This is a genomic window from Streptomyces microflavus (genome assembly GCF_014650075.1).
In the GTDB taxonomy this organism is placed as follows: Bacteria; Actinomycetota; Actinomycetes; order Streptomycetales; family Streptomycetaceae; genus Streptomyces; species Streptomyces microflavus.
The window spans coordinates 156,173-176,565 of the sequence record NZ_BMUG01000008.1 but is presented as its reverse complement, the minus strand read 5'-3'; the positions used below and the strand labels follow the sequence as shown (position 1 = coordinate 176,565).

Genomic DNA, 20,393 nt, shown 5'->3' with positions numbered 1-20,393 from the left:
GCCTTCCTTGTTGACCTATGATTCGCGCCCGGTGAGTTCGAGGTTGCGGATCTCCGCCATGACATGGCCTGCAGGATCGGCCAGGGTCACGTTCAGCTGTTCGTCCCCGGCATCGACGACGGCCCAGCCCTCGGAGCAACAGTCGCCCAGTGCCGTGTGGACGATCAGTTCGTCCACGGCCGTGGGCAAGCCGCCTGCGCGGGAACCCGGGTGGAATACCAGCGTCTGGAGGGCGAGATCGAGCAGGCCAACGTCGAAGAAGGACGGCCCGCGGAGGTCCGCGGGCCAGCCGGCACCGGCGCGTAGATGCACCAAGTGGAGTGCGCTGTCCCGCTCGCGCCGACAAGAGTTGATCTCGCGGAAGGCCGGTCCGTACTCGATGCCCTGGGCGGCGAACTGCTCCGCGACACCCGCTACGGGCACCGATTCCGAGTGCGGGAATACGGTCTCGATCCGGGGCACGGTTTGCTGCCCCGACAGCGGGCGCACCTCGGCGCTCGCATGCTGGAGGGTGACGGGGATCCAGCCGTGGTCGGGGCGCACCGGCGAGCTCTCCACGCTCACGCGCAGGCTGCCGTCCTGCCGCCGGACCAGTGTGGCCCGCAATTCCCTGGGTCGGTCGGGCGCCAGTGTGAGCGGCTGATGCACCCGCAGGTCGCGGAGCGTGAACCCGCCGGGCTCATCCAGGCAGGCGGCCGCAGCCTGGCACACCAGTTCGGCGAAAAACGCTATAGGGACACGGATGTTTCCGTCGACACGATGGTCGCCAAGGGCTCCATCCAGCTCCGGCTGGTACGTCCACCGGGTCTCCCAGCGGTCCGGGCCGGTCTCGTAGCACAGGTCCACCAGCCGCCCCCTGGTCGCCCGGGCGGAGTTCCAGGGTGCCGTGGCGCGGGTGGCCATGGTCTCCTCGGGCATGTCGCGGTAGCCCAGGGTGAGGCACGTCGGAATCCGACTCGGGCTGCGCAGCAGCGCTCCAGCCCAGGCCAGGCCCTCGGACACCTTCATGAATGGGATGTCTCGGCGCTCCAGGGCGGCCCGGGAGGACGGCCGCATCGCCATCCCTACCTCCGCCCAGGCGGGCCAGGCCACCGACCGCACCCTGGCAAGGGGGAAATCTGCCGCCAGGCGGTGGGCCGCGGTACTGAGGAACTCACTGGCTCCCGCGTAGTCGATCTGCCCCGGGTTGCCGTACGTCCCGGCCGCCGAGCCGAATAGCATGATCAAGCGGGTTGCGTCGCCCAGCACCGGGCTCAGGTTGTACAGGCCGCCGGTCTTGACCGCGATGGTCCGCTCCCACGACTCCCGGGTCTTCCCGCACAGCGGCTTGCTCGTCTCCACACCTGCGCCATGCAGCAGAGCCTGGACCGGACCGCCGGCCCTGACTACCTCCTCCGCGAAGCGGCGCGTGACACGACCGTCCGTGACATCCAGGCACCGGTACTCAGCGCGAGCGCCCAGATCCCGCAGGTGCGTAACGGTCTGCAGGATCTCCAAAGAGTTGGCGATCCGCGCCCAGTGGCGTTCGAAGGCGGGCGGCAGCAGGGCCGGGTCGTCGCGACGCATCGCCGCGAACTGCCGCTGCTTGTGCCCGGCAAGTTCCTCCGGAGACATGTGCAGGAGCTGATCGCGGTCGCCGACCCCGAGGGCTGCCTTCACATCGACCAGGTCGGTGGTTCCGAGCAGCACATAACGGCACGGCACCTCTTCGGCCATCATCCGCACGACCCTGGCCGTGACCCCCCGCCCGCCTCCGGTGGCCAGCACGGTGTCCCCCCGCTCCAGCGGCAGGCGCCCGTCCGCCCCCGGCACGTCCGAAGGCTGCTCGTAGGCGGTGACGAGCGTGGTGGTGTACGAACGAGATCCGGCCAGCCCCAGCTCTATGTGACCGTGCGAACCATCCGAAGCGAGGTCCAGCAGCCGGTCGGCGGCGGTCCCGGCGGACACCGAGGCACCGATGTCCAGCACGACCGTACGGATCACTGGGATCTCGACGTGCAGAGCGCGGACCGCGCCGTACAGCAGCCCGGCAAGTGCGTCCCCAGAGCGTGCGCCGGAAAGCCCGAACCTGCCGTCCGCGCGGGTGACCACGGCGAACCCGCCGGATCCACGCTCCAGCCAGCGCCGCCCGACCTGAGACAAGGTGTGGAACAGGGTCCGTGTCACCCCGTGCGTGTAAAGACCTTCCTCCGGGCGGAACCTCTGCTCGGGGCGGGCCCGAGCGGTGTACCCGGGCAGAAAGAACACCCAGTCCGGCAGCGGTCCGGAGGCGAGGCGTCCGGCCAGCTCCTCCGCGCCGAGAAGCCGACCGCAGTAGCCAGAGGCGTCCGCGCGTACCGTCTCACGCACTGTCACGGCCTCAGCCTCGGCCCCCGCCGAGGCGAGCCGGTCCAGCGTCTCGGCGGCGAGGCTTTCGCCGTCCGAAAGCACGAGCACCCGCCGGCCCGTCAGGGCGTGGCGTGCCTGTCGTAATTCGACTGGCGTGGCGATGGGGATCAGGCCGAGCATGTTGCGACCTCCCTCGTGGTCACGGCGTGGCACGGGGCAACGTCGGTCATGCCGATGGCCCACAACTGTGCGGACGCACGCCGCAGTTGGGACAGCTCGCCGCCCTTGGGATGAAGTAGGTGCACGGTCCGGATGCCCTCGGCGGTCACGCCGAGGTTGTCCGTGACAAGCGAGGACAAGGCCCGCTTGGGGCCCGCCTCCACGAAGACGCGCGCGCCACGGTCGTAGGCGTCGCGGATCATGGTCTCGTAGTAGACGGGGAGCACGTACTGGTCGGCCAGACTTTGCCGGATCCGGTCGGGCTCCGCGTCCTTCGGGTACGGGCGTGAGGTGCGCGTCTCGTAGACCGGGGCGGACGGCGCTGTGAGTGGGACCGAGCCGAGGAACTCCCGGTACTCCGGAACGGCTTCCCGCAGCAGCGGTGAGTGGAAGGCGCACTCGATAGGCAGAGTACGGCCCTCGATCTGCTCATCGGTGGCCCGTCCGAGGACGCGGGTGACCGCAGCGGCCCGTCCGGCTAGGACGATCTGTCGTCGGCTGTTCCAGTTGGCGATCACGACATCGGCCTCGTCGTCCCCGATTAGCCGTGCCCCCTCCGCGGCGGAGGTGAAGAGCACAGCCATGCTCTGCGGCGGGCCGCCTCGCGCCTGGCCGGCGATGATGCCGCGCCGGTGGGCGGTGCGCAGTGCGTCCTCGAAGGAAAGGGCTCCGGCGGCCGTCAGCGCGGAGACCTCGCCGAAGCTGTGGCCCAGGTGGAAGTCGGCCGGCACGCCAAGGGCATTGAGCCAGTCACCGAGCACGGTACTCGCCACCAGGGTGGCGACCTGGCAGTTCTCGGTCCGCGACAGCCACTGTTCGCTCGCCCGAGGTTCCGAGCGCCAGAACGCATCCAACAGTCCGGGCACCTGCGCGGCGAGGACCTCGGCCGCCGCGCGAACCCTGCCCTCTGTGCCGTCCACCGCCGGGGCGGCTTCCCGCAGCATTCCCGCGTACTGGCTGCCCTGGCCGGGATAGAGACGGCAGACCCGGCCGGGGGACGTATCCATGCGGCCGGTGAACACACCCATGCTGTCCCACTGCCCGGGTGTCAGCGCTTCGGGGCCAGTGGCCAGGTACCGGTGAACTCGCTCACGTAGCACCTGGTCCGCCTCCGGGCCGGTGCCCGCGTCGATCGCGACCCGGTGCGTATGGCTCGGGGCTGGAAGTGGCGGAGCCTCGCCGTGTTCGGCGAAGGCGGCGAGCGCCCGGAGCATCTCGGCGGAGCCAGCCGCTGTCCAGACACCGACGGTGTGCGCGGGTCCCACCTCCCGCACCGTGGCCCGGTCGGCCCGTCGCTGCCCGGACTGGGTCGGCACGTGCTCTTCCAGTACGGCGTGGTAGTTGATGCCTCCAAGGCCGAAGGCGTTCACAGCGGCACGGCGCGGGGCCCCGTCGCGCGGTGCCGGCCAGGGCCTGGCCTCGGTCAGCACCTGAAAGCGGCGGCGTTCCAGCTCAAGCGCACCGTGCGGTTTCTCGAAGCCGGGTGTGGGAACGAGTTCACTCTTGTGGAGGCAGAGGACCGTCTTGATCACCGAGGTCATACCCGCGGCGGCCTTCTGGTGACCAACATTGCCCTTCACGCTTCCGAGGAAGACGGTCTCCTTGTTGGCGAGGGCGTCTGAGAGGGCTTCGACCTCGGACTGGTCCCCGAGCGCCGTCGCGGCGCCATGGCCCTCGACGTAACTGACGCTGGCGGGGTCCAGACCGGCCGTGCGGTAGGTGCGCTCCATCGCGAACCGGCGTCCCGCAGCGTTGGGGGCGAGCAGGCTGCGCCCCTTGCCGTCGCTGCCGCCACGAACCTCGCGCACGACAGCGAGGATCGGGTCTCCATCGCGTTCGGCGTCCGCCAGCCGCTTGAGGCACAGCAGGCCGGCGCCGCCGCCCATGATGAATCCGTCGCCTTGGTCGTCGTACGGGCGGCCCGCGCCGGTCCCGCTGAGGGCCCGGATCGAAGCGAGGGCCGAGTGGTTTACCAAGCCCACGCCCATGCCGACGGCACCGCACAGTACGAAGTCCAGGGTGCGCTGGCGCAGTTCCTGTACGGACAGCGATAGTGCCGCGAGGCCGGTGGCACAGGCGGCACGCACCGCGTAGCTCTTGCCCCTCAGATCGAAGGAGCTGGCCAGTGAGGAGGCCAGGGTCGAACCAAATCCGGCGACTGAGGTGTCCTGGTTCACCGCGTGCAGGTCGAGGGCGGGGTCATTCCACAGATCATCGCGCAGCGTCGCCCAAGGGGCTTCGATGCCGCGGGCGCGGGCAAGGCTGCGCAGCCGGCGCAGCCACGGCATGAAGCGCAGGGACTGCATAAGTTCGAACTCACGGTCCGAATCAGGAAGTTGTCCAACAATGCAGCCGGCGCGGGTGGGGTCGACCGATGCCATTGCGCGCTCCACCGCGGTGGAGAGGTTGGCGGCACACGACAGCAGAACGAGATACTCGTCGGTCAGGTCGGGCACCTGCTTGGGCAGGATGCGGAACCGGGCGTTGTCCACTGTGTGCGGCACGTCGGTGAGCGCTGCGTTCCGCAGATGGTCGGCTTGGCGTTTCAGACCGGCGTCTTCCAGGTCCAGTTCGAGGCTGGGCACCCGCATCCGCAGGTTTCTGCTGCTGGCGAGCCCCGCCCGGAGATTGCGCCAGAACGTGTCCGCGTCTGCGGCGTCGGGCTGGACCGCCTCCACTGCCGTGATGGCGATTGGCACCCGCTCGGGGCGCCGTGCGGAGTTGATCCGCGGCAACGCGGCGCCTTGGCCCTCGGGCTGTTCGAGCACCAGGTGGTAGTTGATGCCCCCGTACCCGAAGGCGCTTACGCCGATCCGCCACGGCCGGCCCGGCACCCGGGTGAGGGGCTCCGTCGAGCGCTGGAGCCGGAGCCGATCGGCTGCCTCGGCGGCCTCCAGTCGCAGCTCGTCCACGTTCACCGTCGGGGGCAGTCGGCCGGATTCGAACAGGAAGAGCCCGCGCAGGATCCCGACGAGGCCGGCGCTCTCGACTGTGTGGCCGACCAGGCTCTTGGCGGAGCCGAAGGGCAGCGGGCGCGAGCGTGGTATCGCGCCGTACGTGCGCGTCATCGCCGCGAGCTCGGCTCCGTCACCAGCCAGGGTCGAGGTCCCATGGGCCTCTACGTAGTCGATGTCCTCCATGCCGAAGGGCATGCCGTCGAACGCGCCGCGGATGGCGCGTTCCTCTGCCTCGGCGCTGGGAGCCCAGGTCGAGGTGGTACGGCCGTTGGTGCTGTGACCGATGCTGCGGATCACACCGAGTACTGGTCTGCCCTCCCGCCGGGCATCCGCCAGCCGCATCAGCAGCATCCCCACGCCGCCCTCGCCCGGCACCAAGCCGTTGGCGGCGGAACCGAAGGGGAAGGCTCCATCCCGGGAAACGGTCCGCGCAGCGCTGTTCACGACGAAGATGTCCGGGGTCAGGATCCCGACGGCAGCCACCAGCACGGCATCGAACTCACCTTGGTGCAGCCCCATGCAAGCGGAGTGCACGGCCGCCAGCGAGCTGCCACACGCCGCGTCGATGCCGTAGTGGGTGCCGCGGAGGTCAAAGTAGTTGGCGATACGTCCGCCGATCGTGCCGGACTCGCCATTGAGGGCGAGGTCCTCACGTTTGTCGGCGTACCGCTCGCGCTCCCTCTTCTGAACCTCGTCGAGCACATCTGCCAGGCCGGGCTCACTGCGGCGCACCGCGGCCGCCCACCGCTCGGTCTGCACCTTCATGTTCGCGTTGACCCGGCTTGTGGAACCGCCCGCCACGTTGGCGACGATCACGGCCGTCTCGTCCCTGGGTAACGGGCCACTCTCCTCGACCCGGCTGATGATCCGGTGCGCCAGCTCCATGCCCAGGGTGTGGACCGGGTCCATCCGTTCGATCACCCGGGGCGCGATGCGGAACGTGCTGGGGTCCAGCTGCCAGGGGTCGAGGAACCCCCCGAGGTTGGTGTAGGAGGTGTTCGTGTGGCCGCCGGCGTCCTTGTCGTAGACCTCGCACCCGTCCCAGAAAGCCTCGTCGGCCTCCCTGATCGAGCAGACTCCGCGACGGTTGTTCCCGTAGAAATCCTTCAAACGGCCAGCGCCCGGAAGCCTGCAGTCTGCAGCCACGATCGCGATCGGTTCAAATTGCATTCTCTCCACTCCCAGGCTGGGGCGATGAATGTCGGTTCACTCCGAAGATGAGCTCACCCGGCTCCGGACTGGCTGTGCGCTGAACGGAGGTCAGCCAGCCGCCATCCACGTTGAGCACCTGGCCGGTGATGTAGTCCGCGCCGCTGGAACAGAGGAGCAGAATGGTTTCCGCGACCTTCTCCACCGGCGGCGGCCCGAGAGGGGACTCCCGATCACACATGGCCAGCCAGTCGCCGCTGCCCGAGAAGTAGCGCAGGGAGAGGCTTGGGAACGCAGTGGTGCGCAGCCCGTTCACCGTGATGCCCGACGGCGCCAGCTCGAGGGCGAGCGACCGGATCAGGGCCTCGCTCGCGGCCTTCGCCGCGCCGACCACGCCGTAGCCGTGCGAGGCCCGGATGGCACCCATGCTGCTCATGTAGACGAACCGGGAGCCTGCGGGCATCAAGGGGGACAGATGCCGCGCCAGGGTGACCAGGGAGTACGAGTTCACGCTGAAGGTTCGCTCGAACATGGGCAGGGTAGCGTCCATGACACGTGCCTCCGGCCCACCGGCGGCACAATGAACCACGATGTCCAGGCGGCCGAACTTCTCCCGGACCAGCTCGGCCATGGCCGCTACCTGGTCCTCACAGGAGACATCCGCGCCGATGTAGCTGGCCTGGCCTCCGGCGCTCTTGATGGAGCGGGCGACGATCCTGCCGTCTACTGCGGTCGAGGCGGAGTTGATGATGACCCGGGCCCCTTGGGCGGCCATGAGCTCGGCCACTCTCCGCCCTAGGCCCCGGCTGCTGCCGACGACTAGCACGACCTTGCCGGTGTACCCGGGTAACTCCTCCCGCATCATGCTCAGGTCTCCGTCGCCAGACGGCCGACGATGTAGTCGGCCATCTTCCCGATGGTGGCGTAGTCCCGCATGACGAAATCCTCGTCCATGGGCAGGCCGTATTCCTCGCGGACCTTGCCCAGCGTCTCAACCTGCTTGATGGAGTCGATGCCGAGGTCGACCTCGAGGTCCAAGTGATCCTCGAATACCTCGGGCGGATAGCCGCTGACTTCCGAGACCAACTCAACAAGACGTGCCCGGACGTCCTCGACGGAGGCAGCCCGTCGTGCCGGTTCGGGTCCGTCCTCTTCGTCCGGGTCGAAGAAGTCGACAGGCTTGGCCGGAGCGCGGACAGGACCGGGGTCCGGCTCCGGACTGACTGCCGGAGCCGTCGACTCCACGCTGGCTTCGCGCTGTGCGTTCGCGCGGAACTCGCTCTGGCCGGCCCGCGGCGCTTTGATCTCCCCCGACGCCGCACTGGAGGGCACCTCGCCGGGGAGGACCTTGGGGCGCCCGGCCGAGGAGTCATCCGAGTCGATTCGTGTGACGGTGGTCTGTGCCAGGCCTTCGTCGGGCCGACGGCCAACCGACGGGCGCGGCGCACCAAGGGCGCCGATGGCGGCGAAGGTCGTCCAGGCGTCGAGCAGGAGCTGGCCCCAGGACTCCGGATTCTCCTGCAGAGAGCTCAGCATCTCCTCATCGGCGGCGCGCAGTAGTTCTTCGCCGAACAGCACCTTCCAAGCGAGCTGCGTGGATGCCGAGACGCGGTCGTATATCCGTACTTCGGGCACGGTGCCCTCCCATCGTGTAGACGTGATCCTCTAGTTGGCCTTCCACTGCATGCGCGAGCCTGCGAACCAGAGGGATACCCCGGTGAGCCCCGCAAGGACGAGCAGGTCGATCCACAGGCGTCCGGTCACCGGGCCCACCAGAACTTGCCGCAATGCCGAGGCCGCGTATGTGGTCGGACTGACATGACTGATCGTCAGCAGCCATCCCGGCAGCTGGCTCGCCGGGATGATCACCGGCCCGAAGAACAGCAGGAGCATCGTGACAAGCAGGGTGAACGAGCTCGACTCCTCCTGGGTGCGGGACACCACCCCGATGACCGCTCCGATTCCCGCGAGGGGCAGCACGCAGAGCGGGACGACGACGAGGACAAGCCAACTCGCCGAGAGGCTGACGCCGAGCAGCGTCGATCCGAGCAGCAGGGTGATCACGAGGGCCGGCGCGGAGAGCACGAAGAACGCCAGGACCGTCGCCAGGATGACCATGTACCTGCGCACCGGCAGGGTGCCCAGGAAATCCAGTGTCCCCATCGCCTTCATGAAGGCGAAGTTCTGCGCCACCTTGTTCTGGTTCTCGAACATGAGCGACAGCAGAATGCTGCCGGTGAGTACATAGGTGAGTGCCTCCTGGCCGCGCCCGTGGGCGAATGCCCCGAGGGCGACGATGCTCATCATCGGGGCGAAGATTCCCGTAACGACCATGGCCCGCCAGGACCAGCGCCAGTTGGACAGTTGCATGAGCCACAGGTCGACGAACTGGGCTGCCATTCCGGGGCGTTCAGTCTGTAGTCGCATAGTGAAGGTACAAGTCTTCCAGGGTTGCCGAGTAGAGCCGGTAGTCAACGGATTCGTGCAACCGCAGCTCGGACAGCAGGGCAGGAGCACGATCGCGCGGGACGGACAGAACGACGTTGTCGTCCGACTTCCAGTGCTGAGGGATGTCCGGCGGGAAGACGGGTGGCTCACCCGGCGCCAGCCATACTTCGAGCCGCATGTGGTCCAGCAGTTCACGCTTCAGCTGGGCAGGCTGCCCGGTCACAAGAAATCGGCCCTGTCGCATGATGCCGACACGATGAACGATCCGCTCCGCCTCGATCGCGTCATGGGTGATGAACAGGATGGTCGTGCCATATTCAGCGTTGAACTTCCTCAGCACCTCCCAGACATGTTTACGGTTGACCGGATCGAGGTCGTTGGTCGGTTCGTCCAGCACCGCGACGGGCAACCGTCCGGCCATGGCCAGAGCGAGTTGGAGCAGGCGCTGCTGGCCGCCGGACAGGCGTGAGCTGGACTTGTCCCGAACCTTTCCCAGATGCCAGGTCTCGATCATGGCATCACGCTCACGGCGTGCGTCTCGGCGCGTCATACCGCGCAGGTGCGCCGCGAAGTAGATGGCCTCGCCCACCTGGAGGCGGTTGAGCGCACCACTGCTCTGGGGCATGAAGGCGACGGACCGGCTGACGTGCAGCGGATGCTCGGACACAGGCCGGCCGAACAGCCGGATCTCACCTGATGTCGAACGCAGCAGATTGACCATCTGCCTTACCAGCGTAGTCTTTCCGGCTCCATTGTCCCCGAGGATTCCGAACACCTCACCGGTGCGGATGTCGAGCGACACATCGTTGGTTGCGGGTTCGGTCTGGTTCGGGTAGATCTTTACGAGGTGTTCGATCTCGTAGGCGACGTCGGTCAATTGGCTCTCTTTCCGTCAACGCGTGGCTCGAACGATCCTGAATCACAGTTCGTAGTAGACGCTGTGGCTCTTGTCGAGGGCCAACCGGTCCTCAAGGATCTGTCCGCTAAATCTCCGCGCCTGCTTCGCGTAATGGTCGAACTTGAGTTCCATGTCGATGTTTTCAGTGGCCACCAGTCCGAATATCTGATTCGGAGTAACGTCCATCAGGTCCATGTCCATAGCCGACAGATCGAACCGTTCGAGCGCCAGAGTCTCCTCGACCTCGGGATTGTAGTAATAGCCTCCCTCGATCAAACGGGTCTCCCGGCTGCCGAAATCCATCATCCAGGTGCGTCCTGCGAGGAAGATCTCCATCGCGATGTGCGCCGTGGACGGGCCGAACCCCGGGACTCTTCGCTCGTGGTAGACGATGGTAGGTCGCAAACCGTGGTGCCGAAGGACTGCGGAGGCCACCAGAGTCCGGTCCGGACAGGGTCCGAAAGCCATGACGTCTCCGTCAGCAAGGATCATCGGCACCGTTCGGTTGCCGAAGGACTTCCTGAGACGGTCCATGCCCCAGACGCTCTTGGGGACGTTCTGGTGGATGAGGTCCACCACGGAAAGCAGGAGGCCGGCGCCGGTCTCGCAGAAGGTGGGAATCCTGAGTTCGCCCGGCATGTCTCCTCGTTCCGCAGGTCGTTTCGGCATCGGTCATGCAGCGGCGGTCAGTGGCGCCGCGATTCCCTGGCGGCGCAGCAACGGAAGCACTCCCTCACCGACCCAGTAGGCTTCTTCCAGGTGGGGGAACCCCGAGAGGATGAACTCCTCGATGCCCAGGTCCGTGTACTCCGCTATGCGGTCGGCCACTTCGGCGTGGCTACCGACCAGGGCGGTTCCGGCACCGCCACGCAGAAGGCCTACTCCGGCCCAGAGGTTCGGGTAGATCTCCAGGTCGCTGCGACGCCAGCCGCTGCGGAAGTCTTCGTGCAGCGCACGCATCCGGGCCTGCCCGGTGGACTCGCTCGCTGCCAGGACGTTCTGCACCTGAGTGACATGCGCCGGGTCGAGGCGGTCAAGCAGCCGTTCAGCGGCTGCCCACGCCTCTGCGGCGGTGTCGCGGGTGACGACGTGGAAGCGGATGCCGAAACGCAGGGCCCGTCCCTCCTCGGCGGCAAGCTTCCGCATCCGTGAGATCTTCTCTGCCACTTGTGCCGGCGGTTCGCCCCAAGTGAGGTAGGTGTCGACATGGCGGGCGGCGACAGGCCCGGCCGCCTCCGACGACCCTCCGAAGTACACCTCGGGAACCGGGTCCGGAGGCGCGGCAACTGTGGCACCGCGGACGTCGTAGTACTCACCGCTGAAGTCGAAGGGGTCTCCACTCCAGGAACCGCGCAGCACGGTGAGGAACTCGGCCGTACGTGCGTAACGCTGTTCCTTGGAAAGATGGTCGCCGAAGCGGGCCTGCTCGTCCCGCTCCCCACCGGTCACCACGTTCAGCAGAAGCCGTCCACGGGAGATCCGCTGGAAGGTGGAGGCCATTTGGGCGGCGAGCGTAGGGGAGATGAACCCGGGCCGGAACGCCACCAGGAACTTCAAGCGCTCGGTCTCCTGCGCCAGCGCCGCGGTCACCAGCCAGGCGTCCTCACACCAGGTGCCGGTGGGGGTCAGGATCCCGTCAAAGCCCTGGTGTTCGGCAGCCCGAGCGATCTGGGTGAGGTAGGCGATGCTCGGTGCCCGGAACCGATCAGCTCCGCCCTCGGGCACGTTGTCACCACCAGCGGCGGTTCCATGCGTACCGTGCGTGCCGACCGCGAGGGATCGCCCGTCACTCGCTGTAGGAAGGAACCAATGGAATTTGACTTTTGATTGTTTCGTCATCGCACTCCAAAGAAGAAGAGGAGATACTCGAACGAACGAAAGCTACTCTTTAATCTAGGCAAGGTCAGTCGTACGTGAAGTTTCCTATGGCGCGCGCCTCAAGCCTTTGGTAGACGGCGTCCTCAATCGTCAATTCTCCCGATGACAGGGTCGCGCGATGACGCTCGCGGCTCTCATACCCAGGAATCCGCAGCGGCCGGCCATCGCGCATGGTGACGCCTTCCATCGATCGGACCAGGTTCGCATTGTCCTCTGGGAAATTTCCGAGTGCCCCACCGAAAGACGGGTCAATAGCGATGAAAGTGTACCCGGTGCTCCATGTCGAGTCAACATCGGTCCCCATCGGGAAACCAAACAGAGATCCGGTCATGATCTGAATCAGCAGGGAGACAGAAAAACCCTTATGGCCGCCGAACACCATGGCTGACGCGGCCTCGTGCGGGTCCGTCGTGAACTCTCCGTCAAGGTCCACAAATGATTCATGTGGAAGTTTCGTGCCGCCGCGCCGCGCTTCCCACAGCACACCCATAGGCGACTTCGTGGTGGACATATCCACCACCAGCGGCTCGTCACGCGTCGGGACGGCGTAGCTGAGAGGATTGACGCCGAGAAAGGGGGTCCGAGCTCCGGCAACAGTGCTGTCGGCCCGAGAGGTGTTCATAACTATCCCCAGGAAACCGGCTCTGGCCAAGCGTTCCGTCCAAGGAGACAAGACCCCGTAGCGCTGCGTGTTGATCACGCCAACGATGCCGACGCCCCATGTGCGTGCTCGGTCCGCCGCGGCTCGCACCGCGTAGTCCGCGCTGACCGGCCCGATCTCACGCCGCGCGTCCACGACCGCGAGTGCCCCGTGCTCGCGCACCATGCTGGGTGAGCCCTGCCGCTCACGGAAGAACTGGGATTCGAAGCAGAATTTCGCCACGCCGTGTGAGTATTTCCCCTGGGTCTCGCCAAGTAGGAAGTGTTCGACGACAAGGTCTACGGATTCCGTCGGCACTTCCGCATGGCGACAGGCCTCAACCATCAGACGGCGCACCTGTGCAATGTCAACCCTCATGCGGAAGCCCATAAATGAGCGGGGGACTCATCGCCTTCGCGGAGCCGCGCAGACATGAGTACTACGGTCGCATCATTAATGGGCGGCGCGAACACATCGAAGTCCTGCAATTCCAGAGCCCCCGCTTCTGTGGTGCAGTTTTAAAGCTGCTCACCAAATCCCCGACTTCCTCACTGATCACGATGGTCACATGTTCAAAAGTTATGCACAACCGTGCGATCCGAAAGTGGCCGAAGAGGCGGTCAGTGCAGCCCACCATCACACCGCGCGCCTGACTGGCGAGTAGCAGCTACGCAAGGTGATGGTCGCCTGTGAGACTGCACGGCACCGAACGCTCAGCGTAGTCTCTCCGGGGGGCGTCACCGTCAGGCACAGGAATTCGGGTGGCAGGTAGTGACCGGAAAATACCCCCGGGCGACACGCCGACGCGGGGGAATCGCGCCCCGGGCTACCACAGAACGGAGTGTGTAGCACTCTCCTGCCGCTCCCCTCGGGCGGTTGGCAGCAGCGCGGGCATCCGAGCCCAGGGCGCCACTGGGGCGCGGATCGCCGTCGAGCGCGGCATCGCCCTGCCCGCTCCCTCACCCGCCGAGACCCCCGGCCGCGCCCCCGGCACCGGGCCGTCCATCGCGTCCAGCCCTTGTGGTGCCCACCCCACGCGAGGACTCGCCCGCCTTGCTGGGGCGCTTGTTTCGCCAGGGCACCTGAACTGACTGGGGTTTGCACTCGTCGCGGATCTGAAGCGGCTGAGCTTGATTTTCTTGGTGATCTGCTGGTGGATGCGGTCCATCGGCGGGGTGCGCAGGGTGACGAAGGCCGAGTGGTAGTCGTCTCTGGCCTCGTTGAAGGCGGCCCGCTCGGCTTCGCTCATCGCCTGGTACGCACTCCAGGTCGGCAGTACGGGACGGCCCGGCACGTGCGCGAGGGCGGCCAGGTAGGCCCACCACTCCTCTTTTGGTGCGCGGTTCGGAGAATCCGGGGTGGATCACGGTCAGCCTTCCTGCGTCTCGTTGCCGGGGGACCAGACCGGAAGGGTTGTGAGGTCGCCGAGGTCGAACCGGCGGCTGGTGGGCTCGTTGTCGCCGTCCTTTTCGGGGCCGGGGACGGCTTTGAGCGGTGGGATGGCCGCGAGGCGCGAGGTCTCCTTGGCGTTCTGGGCGGCGCGGTGCTGGTGGCGGGCGACGGTGCGGGCGCGCTCGGCGTCCCGGGCTCGTCTGCGGCGGTCGGTGGTGGTCCAGGACTCGGGGGCGTCGATGCGGTTCTGCAGTTCGCGCAGGGTGGCCGCGACCTCGTCCTGGTTGTCGGGGTTGCCGCCGCGGACGGTGACCAGGCGGATGGCCTCGCGCAGGGTGATGTCGGTGGGGCAGGCGACGTAGCCGCTGCGGGCCACCGCGAGCGCGTGCGCCTCGTTCGGGGACAGCCTCAGGTCGGGGAAGCCGGGCATGACCAGGCCGTCGTGGTGCCGGCGCTGGTAGACGGAAGCGGCGTATTCGGCGAAGAAGTCCTTCAGGTCGGGGATCGACCAGCGGGCGGCCTGTTCGACGTTCTTGCCGCGCTGCACGACGTTGTTGCCCTTGTAGCCGGCGACGTGCTTGCTGAACTGGTCGTTGACCGTGCCGAAGACGGCTTCGCAGCCACAATTTGCTGTGGCTGAAACGAGTTCCGTACCAGCGATAGAACTCGTCAAGCTCGAACAGGGGGTTACGAGATAGCCAACGTGCCCCAGCACATCCGCTCGGCAGGCAACGGACCGATTGCCACCAAGTACAACCGCGTTTCCTTCGACCTCAGCCACGTCCAGCCTGACGACCACGCCCGAGCCGACCTGCTCGCCTTCGGTCGCCCGCTGCACGACGCCGTCATGGACGAAACCATCCGGAGCCTCGGCGGCGCCCTGAACCAGGGCACCGTCCTCATTTGTGGGCGGTCTGGAAAGGTCCAGGGTCCGGAGGTGGAGGGTTGTCTTTGCGGAGATTGGCGGACACGGCCAGGGACAACCCGGAGCGTCAGGTGCGGCTGAGCTTCCTGGGCTAGCGGGTCGCCAGGGCTCATTCCGAGCCGGTCAACCCGAGCTGGGGCCTCGCTCCGGCGGGCCGCCCACGACCGTGAGCAGGTCCACGACGAAGATCAGCGTGGAGCCCGCCGGGATCAGTGGAGAGGGGGACTGCTTGCCGTAACCGAGGCGCGGGGGAACGATGATCTCGCGTCGGCCGCCGGTCTTCATCCCCCTCACTCCCCGATCCCAGCCTTTGATGACCTTGCCGCCGCCCACGGCGAACTTGAACGGCCGCCCCTGCTCCCAGGAGGAGTCGAACTCCCTTCCGGACGCGAACGTGACCCCTACGTAGTGAACCTGGACGACCCTGCCGGGCTGCGCCTCGGGTCCGTCCCCGATCACCAGGTCCCGGATCGTCAGCTCGGTGGGTGCGTCACCCTCCGGAACCTCGATTCCGGGCTTCGTCAGTTCGCTCATCACGGTCCCGTCGCTCGCCACCGGCATCCCTCGCACAGGCGGGCCGGACACATGGTCCTTCCATGCGGCAGTCGATCACGCTACCGGCAAAGCCCGTGCTCCGAGGCGCACCCGGTCCTCGGTCTGCAGGCATGCTCGGGCGATGGGGTGTCAGTGAGGGAGGCCGACGGCGCGTTCACCGCTACCGTGCATCCACAGATTCTCGGCGGCCTCCCGCAGCAGCACCGGCTCGTCCGGCTGCTGTGGGAGGACCAGCCGATAGGCCAGATTCCGGATCCGGACCGGGAGGTGGCCGTCGACCACGTCCGGGCAGAGTCACCCCGTACGGCGAGGATCGAATCCGCGTCAGAATCGTCAGCGCCTCGACGAGGTGGCTCCGCGAACAGGGCCTGGTGCGGCCGGTCGAAGAATCGGGCCTCGGCCCCGTGGCCGTTCAGGCCCGCTCCGGCCACGGTGACAGCAGCGGCTCGAAGGCCTCGTCCGCAGTCACTTACCCTCTCTCGTGACGCCGGTGTGGGCAGGCGTCCGTTGTGAATGCCGATCTGGCCGAGCACGCCGAGGGAGGCCGCCGGGTGAATGGTCTCCATGGCAACGATGACCGTTTCGCCGAGGACGAGCACCAGCGATTCGCCTGCTATTTGCAGGAACTGGCCGTCGTCCGTGCCGAGGATGAAGCCGAAGCGGTGACCAGGATCTTGCGTGACTCGGACACGGCGATGGCGCAGTCGGTCATCGTGCGCCACCTTGACCGTCGTGCGTCTCAGCTGCTGACCGACGAGGAGTTCGTGCCATGGGCCCGTGAGATGGCCGAGATCAACGTGGAGAGGGAGTTCCTGGTCCGCCGTCTGCGCGAGTGGACTTTGCTGCGGTCCATCGCTGTGGGCGAGCCGTGGGGTTCGGAGGAGGTCGGTTCCGGGTCCGACTGGTTCCAGCGCAAGGCTGTCGAGACCCTCCCCTCACCCGCTGTTCTCACCCTGCTCGCCGAGGCCGGGAGAACGCGACGTGTCCGCGGTGACGCCAGTCGCCGGCTGCGTCAACGACATCACTGAGACTGATGTGATCCACAGGTCTTCACGTCCAGCCGCAACGTCAACTCACTCGGCAACCGGATCTCCGAGGAAGCCGCACCGCGGATGCCGCCAGGAGAATGAGATGACGGACGGACTCCGCTGGATATATGAGGCGTACCCTTCGGCTACAGCCGGAACTGGGGTTCCTGCGGCGTGAGGCCGGAGCTGTCATCCGGGCCGGGCCATCGAGAGGTGGTCCTTCGCGATCCAGGCTTCCACGTCGTATCTCCGCCTGGAACTACCTCTCTCCGCGGCACCCGCGTCATTGCCGTCAACCGGAACGTGAACGCCGTGGAGCGGGTGGAGTACGGCGTCGACGGCGTGTCCTGTCGACCTTCGACCCTGGATTTCCAGTGGACGACGACGGTGAGGAGCCGTCGGGGGCTCGACTGGCCGCCGGGCAACGAAGGGATGACCTCAACGCAGGTTCTGGAGCATCTGGAGAGCCTGTTCGGGCTGTGGGTGCCACGGGAATCCGAGGAGCGGCGCCTGACCGCGGCGGCACTGTCGACCTCCTGACATTGACGTCGCCGCACTCGTACGCTTTGGCGCTCGCAGATCCGGCGACCGAGCCCCACCAGCACCGCAGGTGTTCCACCACGTGCTCGCACCTCAGGCGGAGAGCACCGCGGCGAGCATCCGCCGTACGACCGAGGTCAGTTCGGTCACGTCGGGTGCCGGGCGGCTCGCTGCCGGGGCGCCGGCGAGGCGGTCGTACAGCAGGCCGTCCGTCCAGGCGACGAGCAGCTCTGCCGACTGCTCCGGGCGGGGCGCGCCGAGCGACGCCAGCAACGTGGTGGCCCTGGAGCGTGCCGCGAGGCCCGCCGTCTCCAGGTCGGCGCGCAGCTCCGGGCGGCGGGTCGCCTCCAGGCTGAGCTCGAAGCGGGCCAGTTGGCGGTCCTGCGCCGCGGTCAGCCAGTGGTGCAGCAGTGCGGCCAACGCCTCCGCGGCGGAGTCCGGGTCCGGGGCACCGTGCTCCGCTTGCCACCGGTCGACGTCGGCGACGGACAGTGCAGCCAGGCGGAGGTAGCAGGCGCTGATCAGGGCGCTCCGCGTGCGGAAGTAGTACGACGTGCTGCCGGCCGGCAGCCCCGCGGCGGTGTCGACCGCGCGGTGGGTCAGGCCGCGCAGGCCGGCGGAGGCCACGGTGCTGATGGCGGCGTCGGCGATCAGGTCTCGGCGATCGGGGAGGGACACCCTCGCACTCTACAGGTGTAGAGTGCGAGGGTGTTGTCTTCTCTACAGGTGTAGAGGGGGTGTGGGTGAGGGAGGCGGTCTGTATGGGTGTTCGTCATGCTGTCATTGCCGGGGGCGGTATCGGGGGTCTGGCCGCTGCGGTGGCCCTGAACCGTCGCGGATGGCGCGTGACCGTGTGCGAACGGGCTCCCGTCCTCACCGGTATCGGCGCCGGGATCGTGCTCGCCCCCAACGCCCTGCGCGCCCTGGACTCGATCGGCCTGGGCCCCGAGGTGTGGGCGGGTGATGCCCTGGCCGGGGCGGTCGGGTTGCGTACCCCCGACGGCAGGTGGCTGAGCCGGGCCGACACCGGTGCCGCGTCCTCCCGGCACGGGCTTCCCGCGCGCGCCGTGCACCGCGGCTTCCTGATCGACGCCCTCGCCGCCGCCCTGCCGCCCGGCGTCGTACAACTCGGCGTATCGGTGACCGGGGTGGAGCACGCCGGGGGTGCCGTGGTCGCGCGTACGTCGGCGGGCGAGCTGCGCGCCGACGTCGTCGTGGCGGCCGACGGCATGCGCAGCGTGCTCCGTGGACAGCTCTTCCCCCGGCACCCCGGTCTGCGTCACGCCGGTGAGGCCGGATGGCGGGCGGTGCTGGCCTGCATCGGGCCGCCCGCCCGGTCGGCGGCCGAGACCTGGGGCCGGGGGGAGCGGTTCGGGATCGTCCCCCTCGTCGACGGCCGGATCTATCTCTACGCCACCGCGGCCACCGGCCCCGGTACGAAGCCGGCCGACCACCATGCGGAACTGACCCGGCGCTTCGGCGCGTGGCACGATCCGATACCCGCGCTGCTGGACCGGCTCGACCCGCGGAACCCCGAACCCGTCGACGTACTCCACCACGACTTTCACGAACTGGCCTCGCCCCTGCCCCGATTCCACTCCGGCCGGGTGGCCCTGCTCGGTGACGCCGCCCACGCGATGACGCCCAACATGGGCCAGGGCGGCTGCCAGGCCATCGAGGACGCGGTCGTCCTGGCGCACGCCCTCGCGAGCGACGCCGACGTACCGGCTGCGCTGGCCGCCTACACGGAGAGCAGGCACCGGCGCACCACCCTTGTCAGCCGCCGCTCCCGGCGCATCGGTGATCTCGCCCGGCTCTCCCACCCCCTCGCCGTGTCCGCCCGGAACCTTGCCGTACGGGCCACGCCGCAGTCGGTCACATCGAGGGCTCTGGACACGGTCCTCGGCTGGCATCCCCCGTCCGGACCGGCCTCGACCGTCGTCCGTGCCTGAGTAGGGGAGAGGCAATGCCCCATGGCGTCGCCTCCGGTGGTGCCGCGATACTGCGGCCAACCGTTCCGTCGAAAGGGCCCACGTGAAGCACCAGTTCCCCGCAACCACCCGGCTCGGTCTGGGCGGCGTGACGCTCCTGCTCGTTCTCGCGGGCTCCGCCCTGCCCGCCGCGGCGTCCCCCGCCGACACCGACCCCGGCACCGCGCAGCCCACCGTCGAGGAGCAGCGCCTGGACCGGGCCGCCCCGCAGGAGATCCTGCGGCGCAGCGGATTCGACGCCCTCGCCCCGCGCTTCGCCCATGCCCTGGAGGGCTCCCGCAGTTACGCGCAGGCGGAGCGGGCGGTGACCCGCCACGCCTCGGCGCTGTGGCAGCGCGCCGTGGACCGCGCCCAGGGCCGCGGGACCGCCACGGGCGACCTGAGCCGGGGCGACGACCGTCCGCTGTACTGGGCCCGGCTCGCGCTCAGCCGCGAACTGCGCGCATGGACACCCCGGTTCGGGCTGGACGACCGGCGGCGCAAGGCCCTGCACACAGCTCTGGAGACCTCCTCGCGCGGCCAGGAGGACATCCGCTACCGGGGCCGTCAGGTGAAGCGGGTCCTCGTCACCGGCTTCGATCCGTTCACCCTGGACAGGGACGTCCGGATCGGCAACCCCTCGGGCGCGAGCGTGCTCGCCCTCGACGGCACGTTGGTGCAGACCGCCCAGGGGCCGGCCCGGATAGAGGCCGTCGTCTTCCCGGTGCGGTGGACGGACTTCGCCGAGGGCGCCGTCGAGCGGGCCCTCGCCCGGCAACTGCCGCACCTGGACCTGTTCACCACCATCAGCCAGGGCCGGCAGGGACGTTTCGACGTGGAGCGCACCAACGGTGCCTGGCGCGGTGGCTTCCCCGACAACGAGAACCTCGCCCGCACCGGGACCGTCCCCGTCACCGACCCCGCGTCGCAGCCGCAGTGGACCTCCACCACCCTCCCGTACCGTCAGCTCACCGAAGCGGACACGGGCCGCTTCCCGGTGTACGACAACACCGAGGTCACCGAGATACCGGCGGGTGCCACCCAGCCGGTGACCCGGCCGGGAGGCCCCACTCCCGGTTCGACCGCGCGGGCCGGGGGCGGCGGCGACTACCTCTCCAACGAGATCGCCTACCGGGTCACCCTGCTCCGCGACCGGCTGGGGCTGTCGAAGCTGCCGGGCGGTCATCTGCACACCCCGGTCCTGCAGTTCGGCGCGGGCAACGACAGCGCGGCGACGGGCGAGGTCACCGACCCGGAGTTCGAGCGCAACCGCTCGGACATTGTGCGCCAGGTACGGGCACTGGTACAGACGGCGGTCAGTGCGGCCCGTTGAGCGCGCCTGAGTGCCCCTCCAGCAGTGCTTGGGCAGTGCTTGGGCAGCACCTGAGCGCCGCTTGAGTGCCGCGAACGGATCGGGGCCGCATACTTGGGGACATTCCCCTCGAAGACGTTCCCCCGCCCACCGG

16 protein-coding genes are annotated in these 20,393 nt (G+C 68.1%); 4 read left to right on the top strand and 12 right to left on the bottom strand.

Annotation, left to right across the window (positions count from 1 at the left end; genetic code table 11):
* Positions 1 to 15 precede the first annotated feature (15 nt).
* The 11 genes from IE264_RS23610 to IE264_RS23560 form a co-directional block, all read right to left on the bottom strand.
* Complete coding sequence (locus IE264_RS23610) at positions 16 to 2,508, bottom strand: SDR family NAD(P)-dependent oxidoreductase (protein ID WP_032755485.1); 2,493 nt, start codon at positions 2,506 to 2,508, stop codon at positions 16 to 18.
* The gene (locus IE264_RS23605; protein ID WP_078657393.1) at positions 2,496 to 6,674 is read right to left on the bottom strand and encodes a type I polyketide synthase; all 4,179 of its coding nucleotides are present in this window, start codon (positions 6,672 to 6,674) and stop codon (positions 2,496 to 2,498) included. Before IE264_RS23605 ends, IE264_RS23610 begins: the two co-directional genes overlap by 13 nt.
* Complete coding sequence (locus tag IE264_RS23600; protein WP_267884102.1) at positions 6,664 to 7,515, bottom strand: SDR family NAD(P)-dependent oxidoreductase; 852 nt, start codon at positions 7,513 to 7,515, stop codon at positions 6,664 to 6,666. Before IE264_RS23600 ends, IE264_RS23605 begins: the two co-directional genes overlap by 11 nt.
* A gap of 5 nt (positions 7,516 to 7,520) precedes the next feature.
* Positions 7,521 to 8,288, bottom strand: coding sequence for an acyl carrier protein (locus IE264_RS23595; protein WP_032755492.1), 768 nt, complete (start codon positions 8,286 to 8,288; stop codon positions 7,521 to 7,523).
* A gap of 30 nt (positions 8,289 to 8,318) precedes the next feature.
* Positions 8,319 to 9,053 (bottom strand): ABC transporter permease, encoded by a 735-nt coding sequence (locus tag IE264_RS23590; protein WP_199814996.1) that lies wholly within the window; start codon positions 9,051 to 9,053, stop codon positions 8,319 to 8,321.
* 10 nt (positions 9,054 to 9,063) lie between these two features.
* Positions 9,064 to 9,978 (bottom strand): ABC transporter ATP-binding protein, encoded by a 915-nt coding sequence (locus tag IE264_RS23585; RefSeq protein ID WP_032755497.1) that lies wholly within the window; start codon positions 9,976 to 9,978, stop codon positions 9,064 to 9,066.
* Positions 9,979 to 10,020: 42 nt separating this feature from the next.
* Positions 10,021 to 10,638: a hypothetical protein gene (locus IE264_RS23580; RefSeq protein ID WP_032755500.1), complete on the bottom strand. Its 618-nt coding sequence runs from the start codon at positions 10,636 to 10,638 to the stop codon at positions 10,021 to 10,023.
* A gap of 33 nt (positions 10,639 to 10,671) precedes the next feature.
* Entirely contained in the window at positions 10,672 to 11,838 is a 1,167-nt protein-coding gene (locus tag IE264_RS23575; RefSeq protein ID WP_032755504.1) for an LLM class flavin-dependent oxidoreductase, read from the bottom strand.
* Positions 11,839 to 11,902: 64 nt separating this feature from the next.
* Positions 11,903 to 12,895 (bottom strand): Ldh family oxidoreductase, encoded by a 993-nt coding sequence (locus IE264_RS23570; protein ID WP_078657406.1) that lies wholly within the window; start codon positions 12,893 to 12,895, stop codon positions 11,903 to 11,905.
* A 991-nt stretch (positions 12,896 to 13,886) separates the two neighbouring features.
* The gene (locus IE264_RS23565) at positions 13,887 to 14,582 is read right to left on the bottom strand and encodes a hypothetical protein (protein WP_158706518.1); all 696 of its coding nucleotides are present in this window, start codon (positions 14,580 to 14,582) and stop codon (positions 13,887 to 13,889) included.
* Positions 14,583 to 14,957: 375 nt separating this feature from the next.
* Positions 14,958 to 15,368: an FKBP-type peptidyl-prolyl cis-trans isomerase gene (locus IE264_RS23560; RefSeq protein ID WP_051821770.1), complete on the bottom strand. Its 411-nt coding sequence runs from the start codon at positions 15,366 to 15,368 to the stop codon at positions 14,958 to 14,960.
* A gap of 530 nt (positions 15,369 to 15,898) precedes the next feature.
* On the opposite strand from IE264_RS23560, the gene IE264_RS23555 reads away from it, so the two are divergent.
* Complete coding sequence (locus tag IE264_RS23555) at positions 15,899 to 16,417, top strand: hypothetical protein (protein WP_229887708.1); 519 nt, start codon at positions 15,899 to 15,901, stop codon at positions 16,415 to 16,417.
* Positions 16,418 to 16,729: 312 nt separating this feature from the next.
* Complete coding sequence (locus tag IE264_RS23550; RefSeq protein WP_032755512.1) at positions 16,730 to 16,957, top strand: hypothetical protein; 228 nt, start codon at positions 16,730 to 16,732, stop codon at positions 16,955 to 16,957.
* A 93-nt stretch (positions 16,958 to 17,050) separates the two neighbouring features.
* On the opposite strand, the gene IE264_RS23545 is transcribed toward IE264_RS23550, so the two are convergent.
* Positions 17,051 to 17,635 (bottom strand): TetR/AcrR family transcriptional regulator, encoded by a 585-nt coding sequence (locus IE264_RS23545; protein WP_032755513.1) that lies wholly within the window; start codon positions 17,633 to 17,635, stop codon positions 17,051 to 17,053.
* Positions 17,636 to 17,718: 83 nt separating this feature from the next.
* Here IE264_RS23545 and IE264_RS23540 point away from each other — a divergent pair, with 83 nt between their 5' ends.
* A complete protein-coding gene (locus tag IE264_RS23540) occupies positions 17,719 to 18,909 on the top strand; it encodes an FAD-dependent monooxygenase (protein ID WP_032755515.1) in 1,191 nt (396 codons plus the stop codon).
* A gap of 82 nt (positions 18,910 to 18,991) precedes the next feature.
* Entirely contained in the window at positions 18,992 to 20,260 is a 1,269-nt protein-coding gene (locus tag IE264_RS23535; protein ID WP_032755516.1) for a pyroglutamyl-peptidase I, read from the top strand.
* Positions 20,261 to 20,393: the final 133 nt, after the last annotated feature.

What these genes read in the sequence shown, in the direction of transcription:
- IE264_RS23540 (WP_032755515.1), top strand. Translation starts at nt 17,719, where the DNA reads ATGGGTGTTCGTCATGCTGTCATTGCCGGGGGCGGTATCGGGGGTCTG.
- IE264_RS23605 (WP_078657393.1), bottom strand. Translation starts at nt 6,674, where the DNA reads ATGCAATTTGAACCGATCGCGATCGTGGCTGCAGACTGCAGGCTTCCG.
- IE264_RS23575 (WP_032755504.1), bottom strand. Translation starts at nt 11,838, where the DNA reads ATGACGAAACAATCAAAAGTCAAATTCCATTGGTTCCTTCCTACAGCG.
- IE264_RS23580 (WP_032755500.1), bottom strand. Translation starts at nt 10,638, where the DNA reads ATGCCGGGCGAACTCAGGATTCCCACCTTCTGCGAGACCGGCGCCGGC.
- IE264_RS23600 (WP_267884102.1), bottom strand. Translation starts at nt 7,515, where the DNA reads ATGCGGGAGGAGTTACCCGGGTACACCGGCAAGGTCGTGCTAGTCGTC.
- IE264_RS23560 (WP_051821770.1), bottom strand. Translation starts at nt 15,368, where the DNA reads ATGAGCGAACTGACGAAGCCCGGAATCGAGGTTCCGGAGGGTGACGCA.
- IE264_RS23590 (WP_199814996.1), bottom strand. Translation starts at nt 9,053, where the DNA reads ATGGCAGCCCAGTTCGTCGACCTGTGGCTCATGCAACTGTCCAACTGG.
- IE264_RS23570 (WP_078657406.1), bottom strand. Translation starts at nt 12,895, where the DNA reads ATGAGGGTTGACATTGCACAGGTGCGCCGTCTGATGGTTGAGGCCTGT.
- IE264_RS23610 (WP_032755485.1), bottom strand. Translation starts at nt 2,508, where the DNA reads ATGCTCGGCCTGATCCCCATCGCCACGCCAGTCGAATTACGACAGGCA.